14 protein-coding genes are annotated in these 12871 nt (G+C 64.2%); 3 read left to right on the top strand and 11 right to left on the bottom strand.

All coding sequences use genetic code 11. From position 1 onward, the window contains the following. Positions 1-21: 21 nt before the first annotated feature. The 3 genes from ureC to AC1DYL_RS00395 all read right to left on the bottom strand — a co-directional run bounded on the left by ureC (position 22) and on the right by AC1DYL_RS00395 (position 2718). Complete coding sequence (gene ureC / locus AC1DYL_RS00405; RefSeq protein ID WP_477171638.1) at positions 22-1731, bottom strand: urease subunit alpha; 1710 nt, start codon at positions 1729-1731, stop codon at positions 22-24. Positions 1732-1865: 134 nt separating this feature from the next. Next, complete coding sequence (locus AC1DYL_RS00400) at positions 1866-2219, bottom strand: YgiW/YdeI family stress tolerance OB fold protein (RefSeq protein ID WP_477171637.1); 354 nt, start codon at positions 2217-2219, stop codon at positions 1866-1868. 97 nt (positions 2220-2316) lie between these two features. Further along, entirely contained in the window at positions 2317-2718 is a 402-nt protein-coding gene (locus AC1DYL_RS00395; RefSeq protein ID WP_477171636.1) for a hypothetical protein, read from the bottom strand. 131 nt (positions 2719-2849) lie between these two features. Here AC1DYL_RS00395 and AC1DYL_RS00390 point away from each other — a divergent pair, with 131 nt between their 5' ends. Both AC1DYL_RS00390 and AC1DYL_RS00385 read left to right on the top strand, forming a co-directional pair. Further along, the gene (locus tag AC1DYL_RS00390; RefSeq protein WP_477171635.1) at positions 2850-3233 is read left to right on the top strand and encodes a hypothetical protein; all 384 of its coding nucleotides are present in this window, start codon (positions 2850-2852) and stop codon (positions 3231-3233) included. 107 nt (positions 3234-3340) lie between these two features. Beyond that, on the top strand, positions 3341-3655 hold the full coding sequence (locus AC1DYL_RS00385; protein WP_477171634.1) for a hypothetical protein: 315 nt from the start codon (positions 3341-3343) through the stop codon (positions 3653-3655). A 69-nt stretch (positions 3656-3724) separates the two neighbouring features. On the opposite strand, the gene AC1DYL_RS00380 is transcribed toward AC1DYL_RS00385, so the two are convergent. The 8 genes from AC1DYL_RS00380 to urtA all read right to left on the bottom strand — a co-directional run bounded on the left by AC1DYL_RS00380 (position 3725) and on the right by urtA (position 10755). Further along, a complete protein-coding gene (locus AC1DYL_RS00380) occupies positions 3725-4036 on the bottom strand; it encodes an urease subunit beta (protein WP_477148980.1) in 312 nt (103 codons plus the stop codon). A gap of 4 nt (positions 4037-4040) precedes the next feature. Beyond that, entirely contained in the window at positions 4041-4343 is a 303-nt protein-coding gene (locus tag AC1DYL_RS00375) for an urease subunit gamma (RefSeq protein ID WP_477148981.1), read from the bottom strand. Between the two features lie 8 nt (positions 4344-4351). After that, positions 4352-5167 (bottom strand): urease accessory protein UreD, encoded by an 816-nt coding sequence (locus AC1DYL_RS00370; protein ID WP_477171633.1) that lies wholly within the window; start codon positions 5165-5167, stop codon positions 4352-4354. Positions 5168-5169: 2 nt separating this feature from the next. Then, entirely contained in the window at positions 5170-5874 is a 705-nt protein-coding gene (urtE, locus tag AC1DYL_RS00365) for an urea ABC transporter ATP-binding subunit UrtE (protein WP_477171632.1), read from the bottom strand. After that, the gene (urtD, locus tag AC1DYL_RS00360) at positions 5871-6623 is read right to left on the bottom strand and encodes an urea ABC transporter ATP-binding protein UrtD (RefSeq protein ID WP_477171631.1); all 753 of its coding nucleotides are present in this window, start codon (positions 6621-6623) and stop codon (positions 5871-5873) included. The genes urtE and urtD overlap by 4 nt, the downstream gene beginning before the upstream one ends. After that, positions 6620-7795 carry an urea ABC transporter permease subunit UrtC gene (gene urtC, locus AC1DYL_RS00355; RefSeq protein WP_477148985.1) on the bottom strand — a complete coding sequence of 392 codons (1176 nt, stop codon included), beginning with the start codon at positions 7793-7795 and terminating at the stop codon, positions 6620-6622. The genes urtD and urtC overlap by 4 nt, the downstream gene beginning before the upstream one ends. Continuing rightward, on the bottom strand, positions 7792-9405 hold the full coding sequence (urtB, locus tag AC1DYL_RS00350; RefSeq protein WP_477171630.1) for an urea ABC transporter permease subunit UrtB: 1614 nt from the start codon (positions 9403-9405) through the stop codon (positions 7792-7794). Before urtB ends, urtC begins: the two co-directional genes overlap by 4 nt. An 84-nt stretch (positions 9406-9489) precedes the next feature. Next, positions 9490-10755 carry an urea ABC transporter substrate-binding protein gene (gene urtA, locus AC1DYL_RS00345; RefSeq protein ID WP_477172018.1) on the bottom strand — a complete coding sequence of 422 codons (1266 nt, stop codon included), beginning with the start codon at positions 10753-10755 and terminating at the stop codon, positions 9490-9492. 1236 nt (positions 10756-11991) lie between these two features. On the opposite strand from urtA, the gene AC1DYL_RS00340 reads away from it, so the two are divergent. Next, positions 11992-12825 (top strand): hypothetical protein, encoded by an 834-nt coding sequence (locus AC1DYL_RS00340; RefSeq protein WP_477171629.1) that lies wholly within the window; start codon positions 11992-11994, stop codon positions 12823-12825. Positions 12826-12871 lie beyond the last annotated feature (46 nt).

Genomic DNA, 12871 nt, shown 5'->3' with positions numbered 1-12871 from the left:
CGGCGGCGCAGCGCCCCGCCGCTAGAACAGGAAATACCGCTGTGCCATCGGCAACACCGTGGCCGGCTCGCAGGTCAGCAACTCGCCATCCGCCCGCACCTCGTAGGTCTCGGGGTCCACGTCGATATGTGGCGTGGCGGAGTTGTGGATCATCGACGCCTTGCTGATGCCGCCGCGGGTGTTCTCGACCGGCAGCATGCCTTTGGCGACGCCGAGGGTCGCCTGCAGGTTGGTGTCGTAGGCGGCCTGGCTGATGAAGGTGACCGAGGAGTTGGTGCGGAGCTTGCCGTAGGCGCCGAACATCGGGCGGTAGTGCATGGGCTGCGGGGTGGGGATCGAGGCGTTGGGGTCGCCCATCGGGGCGGCGGCGATCGAGCCGCCCATGATCACCATCTCGGGCTTCACGCCGAAGAAGGCGGGCGACCACATCACGAGGTCGGCGCGCTTGCCCACTTCGACCGAGCCGATGTGCCGGCTCAAGCCCTGCGCGATGGCCGGGTTGATGGTGTACTTGGCGATGAAGCGCTTCACCCGGAAATTGTCGTTGTCGCCGGTTTCCTCGGGCAGGCGGCCGCGCTGGCGCTTCATCTTGTCGGCGGTTTGCCAGGTGCGGATGATCACCTCGCCGACGCGGCCCATGGCCTGGCTGTCGGACGAGATCATCGAGAACGCGCCGATATCGTGGAGGATATCCTCCGCCGCGATGGTTTCCTTGCGGATGCGGCTCTCGGCGAAGGCCACGTCCTCGGCGATCGACGGCGACAGATGATGGCAGACCATCAGCATGTCGAGGTGCTCGGCCAGCGTGTTCACCGTGTAGGGCCGGGTCGGGTTGGTTGAGGAGGGGAGCACGTTGGGGAGGCTCGCCACCTTGATGATATCGGGGGCGTGGCCGCCGCCGGCACCTTCGGTGTGGAAGGCGTGGATGGTGCGGCCCTTGAAGGCGCGCACGGTGTCCTCGACGAAGCCGGATTCGTTCAGCGTGTCGGTGTGGATCATCACCTGCACGTCGAAGGCGTCGGCGACAGCGAGGCAATTGTCGATGGTGGCGGGGGTGGTGCCCCAGTCCTCGTGCAGCTTCAGCGACGATGCGCCTGCGAGGATCATCTCCTCGAGCGGGGCGGGGAGCGAGGCGTTGCCCTTGCCGGCGAGGCCGAGGTTCATCGGGAAGGCGTCAAAGCTCTCGATCATCCGGTGGATGTGCCAGGCGCCGGTGCAGGTGGTGGCCAGCGTGCCGTGCGCCGGGCCGGTGCCGCCGCCGATCATGGTGGTGATGCCCGACATCAGGGCTTCTTCGATCTGCTGCGGAGCGATGAAATGGATATGCGCATCCATGCCGCCGGCGGTGATGATCCGGCCTTCCGAGGCGATCACCTCGGTCGAGGGCCCGATGATGATGTCGACATTGGGCTGGGTGTCGGGGTTACCGGCCTTGCCGATGCCGTGGATCTTGCCGTCGCGCAGGCCAATGTCGGCCTTGTAGATGCCGGTGTGGTCGATGATCAGTGCGTTGGTGATCACGGTGTCGACGGCGCCGGCCGCCCGGGTGATCTGGCTCTGGCCCATGCCGTCGCGAATCACCTTGCCGCCGCCGAACTTCACCTCCTCGCCGTAGGTGGTGAGGTCCTTCTCCACCTCGATGAAGAGCTCCGTGTCGGCCAGCCGCACCCGGTCGCCAGTGGTCGGCCCATACATCTGGGCATAGGTAGAGCGAGAGATGCGAGCGGGCATGATGGTCCTTCCGGGCGACGCTGAGGACGGTCGTTTCGACCGCCTCGACGGCGCCATTTCAACCGCCTAAGATTGAGGCTGTCCAGCGATTTGGCGCGCAATTACGCAGATAGGCGCGGGGTGGCGGGGAAGTGCTACTCCAGCACCACGATCCGTTCGGCCTCGACCCGTCTGGCACGCAGCAGGCTGCGCTCGACCTCGCCCGTGACCTGGACCGATGTATGCGGCTCGATCAATCGGTTGCGCCACAGCCGGCGGTCGACTTCGACCAGGATTTCACCGGTTTCATCGCGGAAGCGATAGACGTCGTCGCGATAGCGCTGGACGAAATTGCCGGTGAGGATCACCCGAGTGCCGGGCCGGATTTCGGCCACCTGCGCGACGGTTACCTTACCCCCGATATGGGGCGAGCCGGGGCCAACCAACTGCGCCGATGCGGGGATCGGCGCCGACAACGCGAGGATCAGGACGAGCACGAATTTCCACATGCAACGGCCTCCGATGAGCCCCCAAGCCGTCAGCGAATGCCTCAAGAAAGCGGAAGCTCGATCGGACGCTATTGCATTGAAGTCGAGTACGTTTGGCTCAATTCAGCTTTGGATCGGCAGCCTTGGCCTTGCGATAGGCGGCGATGAGGAAGCCGAGGATTTCGTCGAGCAGGCTGTCGCCGGCACGGACATCAACATCGTTCTGGCTGCGGGCGATCAGCGAGATGGCGAGCACCTGGATGGCGTAGGCGTGCTTGGCCTTGCCCTCCTTGTGGAAGTCGTTGCCCTGCTGCTGGAAATCGCTCAGCAGCTTGGCATAGACCGGCGGCGTCATGTTGGCCTTGTAGGCGGCCCAGCCGGGCTGCCTGGCGCGGTCGACGAGGCGCGCGGCGAGGCTGCCGATCAGGAACATCGCCTCGGGGTCCTTGCCGCCATTGCCGCGCAGATCCTGCAGCACGGCCACGAACCGGTCTTTGAAGTCTTCTTCCTTGGTGGCCATCGTCGTCCTGCCCATTGAAACCGGCGCATCCCTAACCGAAATCTTCTGCGATTGCCAAAGCTGTGTGCGGTTCGGCCGGGATTTCGCCACAGCCCGATATTCTAATCCGCGCCAGTCATTTGGAGGCTCACATGAAATCGAGATTCGTCGCCGCGCTCGCCGCAACTTTGCTGATGGCGGCGCCGCAGTTCGCCTATGCGCAGTTCATGGACATCAACGCGATCATTGCCGGCATTGGCAGCTCGGAGTTCCTGCGCGATGCGGAACATGCCAGCGATGCGGCCGGCCTTCGCGTCGTGCGGCTCTCGACCCTCGCTGGCTCCGAGCAGGCGGCGTCGCGGCTCTACGCGGCGATCGATCTCAAGGAGCGCGACGTGCACTACTTGCAGGGCAACCTCATAATCAACCCCATGGCAATGAGCGCGATCCGCAATTCCGGCGTCACGCTCGACCAGATCGTCTCACTAGATGTGTCGGGCGACGGCGGCGGCGTGCTTTACGCGAACGACCTTTAGCGAGACAATTACGCGCAGGTCGCGCAAAATACTGTGAACGGGCAGGAGGAAACCTCTGCCCGTCTGGGGCGTATCCCCATTGTGTTTAACGACAATGGAGATGGACGATGTTTGATCTCAAGGTAATTGCCCTCGCAACGGCGCTCGCTCTCTCGACCGCGAATTTGGCGATTGGTGCTGAAAGTGCCGTTGACGCGCTGACTTCAGCTAGCCACGTGAGCTTCCAGACTGTCTCGAGCCCTTCGGAGATCGTAACGAGCGCCGATAGTGACGGCGCAGTGGATCTCGAGGCGCTTAAGGCGCTCATCCAGCAGAAGCCAGAGTTGCTGGCGCAACTCCAGAGCTATGGCGCGACGATCGATGACGTGGTCGGCCTCACTGCTACGGACGAGACCGACGTGACGATCTACGTGCTGGGCTAACGGCCGTCGATTATCGACGGGAATGGAAAGGGCGAGGCTCGACGGCCCCGCCCTTGTGTTAGCCCCGGGCTAGAGCTTGCCCATGATCTTCTGCTGGAAGCCGTACACCGTCCGGCTTCCAGACAGCGGCACCAACCGAACTTCGCGCGCCTGGCCCGGTTCGAACCGCACGGCGGTGCCGGCGGCGATATCGAGCCGCATGCCGCGAGCCTGCTCGCGATCGAAGCGCAGGCCGGCATTGGTTTCATAGAAGTGGTAGTGCGAGCCGACCTGGATCGGGCGGTCGCCGGTATTGGCGACCTCGATCGTCACCTGCGGGGCGCCGACGTTCAGCTCGATGTCGCCGGGGACGGTGTAGATTTCGCCTGGAATGAGGGCCATCGGCTCACCTGATCGGTTCGTGGACGGTGACGAGCTTGGTGCCGTCGGGGAAAGTGGCTTCGACCTGCACGTCGTGGATCATCTCGGCGATGCCCTCCATCACCTGGGCGCGGCTCACCACGTGTGCGCCGGCTTCCATCAGGTCGGCGACCGAACGTCCGTCGCGGGCGCCTTCGACGACGTAATCGGTGATCAGCGCGATGGCCTCGGGATGGTTTAGCTTCACGCCGCGCTCGAGGCGGCGGCGCGCCACCATGGCGGCCATGGAGATGAGGAGCTTGTCTTTCTCACGGGGCGTCAGGTTCATCAGTTGTCCTAGAGATGCCAGAGGCGCGGCAAAGCGCCGGCGCCGGAGAGTTGGGCGATAATTGGCGTGATGATCTTGCGAAGCGCAAGCCCGGATGCAGCGATGGCGCGCACGACCAGCCGTTCGCCGACGACGCTGGCGCCGGATTGCCCGCTAAGCAGCGCTCTCGTCGGTTCGAGCTTTCGCTCCGCATCAGCGCCGACGTAGAGCAGGGTGGCGAAGGAGCCGGCTCCGGCGAGCAGCGACAGGCCGTCCCGCTCCAGCGGATCGGCGCTCAGCCGCGTCGCTTCGGCATGGATGAGCCGGCCGCCGCGGCGGATGCGCCAGTTATCGCGGAGCTGTGCGCCGCGGGCGGCTTCGCCCATGGCCTCGCGGCCGAGGATGATGGCCTCGATGGCGAAGAAGCTGGCGTCCGGGGCGAGATCGACCTCGAGGCTGCGGTTCAGCCGGCCGCCCTCGTAGAGGATGGTCTCCTGCGGCAGCCAGTCGAGACGCGCGCCGGCCCCGACCTCCAGCCGCGTCCGCACATGTGCATCGTCGCCGAGCGAGCGATAGACGCGTTCGCAGGCCTGTGTTGTGAGCACTAGCTTCGCCCCGGGCGCCGCCTTCGCCTCCCATGCAACGTCGTCGCCACCGGTCAGCCCGCCTGCGGTGTTGATCAGCACCGCCTGGAGGCCCGAGTCATGCGTATGCGGCAGCCGGATCTTGGCGCAGCCTTCCTGGAACAGCGTGGTCAGCCGGGTCCGGCCATCCAGCACCTGCGTCGCGACACGGCCAATGCCGCGAGCGCGCTGATGGCGGGGCAGGGCTTCAACTGCCGACACGCCTACACCATCAAATGGCGGCGTACCTCGGGAAGGTCGAGGTCGGCGGCCGGGCCGGAATGCATGATTTCACCGCGATCCATGATGTAGATGTCGTCGGCGATTTCCCGGCAGAAGTCCAGATACTGCTCCACCAGCAGGATGGTCATGCCCTTCTGGTCGCGCAGGAACTGCAGCGCGCGGCCGATATCCTTGATGATCGAGGGCTGGATACCCTCCGTTGGTTCGTCCAGCACGAGAACCTTTGGCCGCGTCACAAGCGCCCGGCCGATCGCCAGCTGTTGCTGCTGGCCGCCGCTGAGGTCGCCGCCGCGCCGGCCGAGCATCGATTTGAGGATTGGGAACAGCTCGAAGATGTAATCCGGGATATTGCGGTCCGCCGCTTTCAGCGGCGCGTAGCCGGTCTCGAGATTTTCCTTCACCGTCAGCAGCGCGAAGATCTCGCGGCCCTGCGGAACATAGCCAATGCCGAGCCGAGCCCGCTTGTAGGGCGGCGCCTTCTTCAACACCTCGTCGTTGAAGACGATCTCGCCCGACGACACATTGTTGATGCCGGTAACCGCCCGCAACGTCGACGATTTGCCCACTCCATTGCGCCCCAGCACGGCGGTGATCTTGCCGGGTTTGGCATCGATGGTGATGCCACGCAGCGCCTGCGCCGCGCCGTAGTGGAGGTCGATGGCTTTGATCGAGAGAGCGGTGCTCATCGGCCCAAATACCTTTCGATGACGATCGGGTTGGCGCTGACCTGGTCCAGCGTGCCTTCGGCCAGTACCGAGCCTTCGGCGAGGCAGGTGACGCGGGTGCCGAGTTCGCGGACGAAGCTCATGTCGTGTTCGACGACAACCACCGAGCGGGTCTTGGCGATGTCCTTGAGGAGCTTGGCCGTCTCGACCGTTTCGGCGTCGGTCATGCCGGCCACCGGCTCGTCGACGAGCAACAGCTTCGGGTCCTGCGCCAGCAGCATGCCAATCTCGAGCCATTGCTTCTGGCCGTGGCTGAGGTCGGCGGCGAGTTCGTCCTTCCTCGCGGTGAGGCGGACGGTTTCGAGGATTTCCTCGATGCGGGCCTTGTCGGCGGCGCTCTCGGAATTGAGCAGGGCCGAGAGCACGCCGCGCGGCTTTTTCAGCGCCAGCACCAGGTTGTCCCAGATGGTGTGGCTCTCGAACACCGTGGGCTTCTGGAACTTGCGGCCAATACCGAGGTTGGCGATCTGCGCCTCATCGAGCTTGGTCAGGTCGGTGCGGCCGTCGAAATACACCTCGCCATCGTCGGGGCGGGTCTTGCCGGTGATGATGTCCATCATGGTGGTCTTGCCGGCGCCGTTCGGGCCGATGATCGCCAGCATCTCGTTGGGGTGGACGATGATCGACAGGTGGTTCAGCGCCTTGAAACCGTCGAACGAGACGGAGACGCCGTTGAAGTAGAGCATGGTGCCGGAGCTGTCGTGAGTCATTCGGCGGGCTCCGGCGCGGTCTTGGTCTGGGGCAGGGTGGATGGGTCCTCGCCGGCTTCGGCGGCGGAGCTCGCTTCCTTGCCCTTGCGGGTGCGCAACTTCTGGAACAGCCCGACAATGCCCTTGGGCATGAACAGGGTGACGAAGATGAACAGGCCGCCGAGGCAGTAGAGCCACCAGTCGGGGAAGGCGCCGGTGAAGATCGACTTGCCGGCATTGACCAGCACCGCGCCGATGATCGGCCCGATGATCGTCCCGCGCCCGCCGACCGCGACCCAGATGACCGCTTCGATCGAGTTGGCGGGGTCGAACTCGCCCGGGTTGATGATGCCGACCTGCGGGGTGTAGAGCGCGCCAGCGATACCGGCCAGCACCGCCGACACGACGAAGGCGAAGAGCTTGACGTTCTCCGGCCGCCAGCCGAGGAAGCGGGTGCGGCTTTCGGCATCGCGCACCGCCACCATGACCTTGCCGAGCTTCGAGTTGACGATGGCCGAGCAGATGATCACCGCTAGGGCGAGCGCAAAGGCGGACGCGGCGAACAGCGCGGCTCGAGTGGTCGCCGCCTGCACGTTGAAGCCGAGAATGTCCTTGAAGTCGGTGAGCCCGTTATTGCCGCCGAGCCCGAGGTCGTTGCGGAAGAACGCCAGCAGCAGGGCGTAGGTCATCGCCTGGGTGATGATCGACAGGTAGACGCCCGTCACGCGGCTGCGGAAGGCGAACCAGCCGAAGGCGAAGGCGAGCAGCCCCGGCACGAACAGCACCATCAGGAAGGCAAACCACCACAGGTCGAACCCGTGCCAGAACCACGGCAGGTCGTGATAGTTCAGGAACACCATGAAGTCGGGCAGGATCGGGTTGGCGTAGACGCCGCGCGCCCCGATCTGGCGCATCAGGTACATGCCCATCGCGTAGGCGCCGAGCGCGAAGAACGCCGCGTGGCCGAGCGAGAGAATGCCGCAATAGCCCCAGACCAGGTCGAGCGCCAAGGCCAGCATGGCGTAGTTCAGGTACTTGCCGAACAGCGGCACGGCGTAGTTCGGCAGGTGGAGCGGGTTGCCCTCGGGAATGACGAGGTTGGCGACCGGAATCGCGATGGCGATGAAGACAAGCGCCGCGACGAGCCAGATGGCCTTCCTGTCGAGGGCCCGGAACAGCATTTGCGTAATCATGATTCAATCGCCCGGCCCTTGAGGGCGAATAGCCCGCGCGGGCGGCGCTGGATGAACAGGATGATGAGGATGAGGATGGCGATCTTCGCCAGCACCGCTCCCGCATAGGGCTCGAGGAATTTGTTGGCGACGCCCAGCGACACCGCGCCGATCAGCGTGCCCCACAGGTTCCCCACGCCGCCGAACACCACCACCATGAAGCTGTCGATGATGTAGCCTTGGCCGAGGTTGGGCGAGACGTTGTCGATCTGGCTCAGCGCGACGCCGGCCATGCCGGCAATGCCCGAGCCGAGCCCGAAGGTCATGGCGTCGACGAACGGGGTGCGGATGCCCATGGCCGAGGCCATGCGCCGGTTCTGCGTCACGGCGCGCATCTGGAGCCCCAGCGGCGTGCGGTTGAGGATGATCTGCAGGGCGATGAACACCGCGATGGCGAAGACGATGATCCAGAGCCGATTCCAGGTAAAGCTCAGGTTCCACAGATCGAACGTGCCGCTCATCCAGCTGGGCGGCTGCACCAGCTTGTTGGTCGGCCCGAAGATCGAGCGCACCAGCTGCTGCAGCACCAGCGACAGGCCCCAGGTGGCGAGCAGCGTCTCCAGCGGCCGGCCGTAAAGCCAGCGGATGATGCCGCGCTCGATGCCGACGCCGACCAGCGCGGTGAACAGGAACGCTGCGGGCACCGCGAAGGCGAGGGAGTACTCCATCAGCCCCGGCGCCACCTGCTGGATCACCAGCTGCGTGACATAGGTCACGTAGGCGCCGAGCATCACCATCTCGCCATGCGCCATGTTGATGACGCCCATCACGCCGAAGGTGATGGCGAGGCCGATGGCGGCAAGCAGCAGCACCGAGCTCAGTGAGATGCCGTAGAGGAGGTTCTGACCCACATCCCAAACGGCGAGCGTCCGGCCGATCGAGTCAATGCCGGCCTGGATGGTCGGCTTCAGCTCGTCCGGAGCCGCGGCCAGCGAGTTGACCAACACGTTCTGCGCGGCGCGATCGTTGTGCGAAATCACCGTCTCGACGGCGGCGCGCTTGTCTTCCAGCGCCCCCTCGGTCTTCAGCACGATGACGGCGCGGGCCAGTTCCATCGTGCTCTTGATGCCGGGGTCGGTTTCCGCTGCAAGCGCCTGATCGAGCAGTTCCAGCATCGCCGGGTCGGCGTTCTTCAGGATGCTCTGCGCCGCCGACAGCCGGGTCGGCTGATCCGGGCTCAGCAGCGTCATCTTGCCGATGGCGGTGCGGATCTTGCCGCGGAGGCCATTGTTGGTCTTGATCTTATCGAGGTCGCCACTCGGCACCGTGCCGAGGTCCGTGCCGTCGACCGGGTCAACCAGCGCGAAGTCGCCGCCGGCCTTCGTGGCGATCACCACCTTCTGGTCGGCCTCGCGGATGTAGAGATTGCCGTCGCTCAGCGCCTGCAGCACCGGCGGCACGCGTTCGTCGCCGGTCGCGACAAGAACGTCCATGGCCTTGGTGCGATCGGCGAAGCTCCCGGGGCCGAGCGCATTGATCTGCGCGGCAAAGTCGTCCTGCGCCAGGGCGGGCAGGGGGGCGAAAGCTACGGCGATCAGGAAGGCTATCAGAGTGAGAATTCGGGTGGCCATCGTGGTCGCTCTATCGCCAGAGAAGAGGGGCGTAATCGAGGTGGGTGGCGACGGCGGGGRGCCGCCGTCGCCGGGAGGTTCGGATTACATCGCAGCCGGAGCAGCGCCGCAGGTCTTGGTGGCGGTGTCGAAGTGGCCGCAACCGGTCAGCGGATCGGTCCAGTCGGCTTCGATGCCCTTGTCTTCCGGCAGCACGTCCGACCAGGCGTCGCCCGGGACGTCGCCTTCGGTCTGCCACACGGTTTCGAACTGGCCGTCAGCCTGGATTTCGCCGATCAGCACCGGCTTGGTCAGGTGGTGGTTCGGCAGGACCTTGGCAGTGCCGCCGGTGAGGTTCGGCACTTCGAGCCCGACGATGGCCTTGAGGACCGCGTCGGTATCGGTGGTGCCGGCCTTTTCGACCGCCTGGACCCAGAGGTTGAAGCCGAGATAGGCCGCTTCCATCGGGTCGTTCGTGGTGCGCTTGTCGTTGCCGATATAGGCGTGCCAGTTCTTGATGAACTCGGCATTGGCCGGGTTGTCGACGGACTGGAAGTAGTTCCAGGCGGCGAGGTGGCCGACGAGAGCCGAAGTGTCCATGCCGGCGAGCTCTTCTTCACCGACCGAGAAGGCGACGACCGGGATGTCCTCGGCCGAGATGCCCTGGTTGCCCAGTTCCTTGTAGAACGGCACGTTGGCGTCGCCGTTGATGGTCGAGACCACGGCGGTCTTCTTGCCGGCCGAGCCAAATTCCTTGATCGAGGCGACTTCGGTCTGCCAGTCGGAGAACCCGAACGGGGTGTAGTTGATCTTGATGTCTTCCGCGGCCACGCCCTTGTCCTTGAGGTACTGCTCGAGGATCTTGTTGGTGGTGCGCGGGTAGACGTAGTCGGTGGCTTCGAGGACCCAGCGCTTCACCGAACCGCCTTCTTCGCTCATCAGGTAGTCGACGGCGGGAATGGCCTGCTGGTTCGGGGCGGCGCCCGTGTAGATCACGTTCTTCTCGGACTCTTCGCCCTCGTACTGCACGGGGTAGAAGAGGATCGAGTTCAGTTCCTTGAACACCGGCAGGACCGACTTGCGCGACGACGAGGTCCAGCAGCCGAACACGGCGGCGACCTTATCGACGGCGATCAGCTCGCGGGCTTTCTCGGCAAAGAGCGGCCAGTCGGAGGCCGGATCGACCACGACCGGCTCGAGCTTCTTGCCGAGGAGGCCGCCCTTCTTGTTCTGCTCGTCGATGAGGAAGAGCATCGTGTCCTTCAGGGTGGTCTCCGAGATGGCCATCGTGCCCGACAGCGAGTGGAGAACGCCCACCTTGATGGTGTCCTCAGCATAAGCAGCTAAGGGCGCGAGCGCCCCGGCAGTCATCGCGACCCCCAGGCCGATCCCGGCCATCATGCGATTGATACCTGTCATACTTACCTCCGACAGTTTGGTTGTTTGCACCGGGGAGGAAGTTGCAATCGCCGTGCCAGCAGTGAAAATCGCAGGTAAGCCGCTGACTCTGCTGGGATCTTCCGAGCGCCGCCGCGTCTGCCCGAGCCGGTCGTTGCATAATGGCTGCGTCTGGCTGCCGGTTCTCTGAGCAGCCAAATTAGTGTCTGCTTAAGATTTGAGCAGCCCGGAGAGCGGCGTCAGAACTGACCGGTGCATCTTGTAGCCACCTCGATGCATCCTGGGATGACCGCGCTTTGCAGTCTTGCTAAAAAACCTCCACCGGAAGTTTCGCTTCCGGCAGAGGTTGTTTGCACCACACCCTCGGCCCCGCGTCGGCAACGGCGCGGGGTTTTGCGCTCCGGCGAGTGCTTCTTCGCCAATCGCCACTTTAGCCCGCAACCATTCCGCCCGCCTGCCGTTACCCGAACGAGCCGCCGGTACTTGCCGGTGGGTAGAGATATCGGCCGATGCGGTGAGGGCTGACGCTCCCTTGTCGTTGACGCCGGTGGGGCGCGAAGCTTCGGCTTCGCGCCTTCTTTCTGCCTCCATCCGTGGGCGAACTCGCAAATCTACGCATTTGTTGGAGGGTGGTGCGGTGGTGATCCGTAGTCGCTCATCAACGGCGCGTTGGGCATGGACGCAGTTGCTCGCGGAGCAGGGCTTCGCGGCAATTTACCCGAGCCTGGTCGAGTAAATGTCGGGGCGACTCGGCCGCGTTCATAAGTGCTGAAAACCTGTCAGCGGTCTGTCATCTTCCGATAGTACCCGCTTTACTGGAGTTGCTCGCCGCCAGAAGTAAATAGTGCCACCCGCGGGCTGCGACCGGCGCCATGGGATTCCGGCCTTCCCGTCGCCTGGGCCCAGAGCAGGTCGTCTCAAACATGTATCTGGAGGTAAGTGCTGACCAGTATCCACGCCCGCGATGCCCGGCGACAATTCGCATTGAACTCAAGGTTCAACCTAATTGTCGATATCCTACGCGTTAGTACGCAAAGCGCTACGCAAAATGCATTGGTAAGTGCGAGTGCGTATTTTGAGCAATTGCTTGAATATCGGAATGAATCACACAACCAAGGTCAAGTTGACGGCCTTTCGAGCGGAACTTAGCCATGTCCACATACGTGTCTATTCGTCGGCAGAATGGCGGCGGATGTCAGGGAGTATGTCATGAGAAGCAATGTTGTTGCGGCCTTGGCGACGTTCACAGTCGTCGTCGGGATGAGCGCTGCGCCCGTTAGTGCGGCCGGACTGCTCGGTGGGGTTGTCGACACCGTCACCGACACTGTTACCGATACGGTAGACACTGTTACCGACACGGTCGACGAAGTAACCGGCGGCGGCGGTGGCGGCACCAATGTTGGCGGGCTGGTGTCGCTGAACGACCAAGGCAACAATGCCCTGGTCAACCTCGATGTGGGGGGCGGCAACAATGTCCTCAACGCGGCGGTCGGCAACGGCAACAAGCCGCTCGTCAATGCCAATGTCTCGACCAACGGGCTGCTGAAGAACACGACGGTTTCGCTCGACCTTGCCGGTCTCGAGCTCGAACTCGGCGTCAACCTGGAGCTGCTTGAGGTCATCGGCGGTGGCGGTGGTGGCGGCAACGGCAACGGTAATGGCAATGGCGGCGGCAACGGTGCGGGCGGCAATGGCAACCGCATCCTGGTCGGCAGCCTCGGTGGCGAGAACTTCGTGATCAACTGCGCCGTCAACAATACGCGGCAGCTGCTGCAGATCGCGGCGGCCGGCAAGCTCAGCGGTGCCGAGATCAAGGCATGGATGCGCGCCGCCAATGTTCAGGTGGTCCCGATCAAGCTTTGCCCGGCGGCCAAGAAGCAGGTCGCGCAGATCCTCGCCAAGAGCAAGAAGATCAACCTGCTGCGTCGGGCCGTGATGTCCGATGCGCTGATCACCGCATCGCTCGGTCGCACACGCTACGACGCCGGGGACGTGATCGCCGTACAGCGCAAGGGCGGTCAGCTGGTGGTCTACGTGTACTGATCTCCTCTCGGTCGTGGCCTAGAGAATGGCGCGGAGCTCTCTCCGC

Source organism: Devosia sp. P1_H9 (assembly GCF_056405135.1).
The sequence above is the reverse complement of the archived record's forward strand: the minus strand, read 5'-3'. Positions and strand labels throughout refer to the sequence as shown.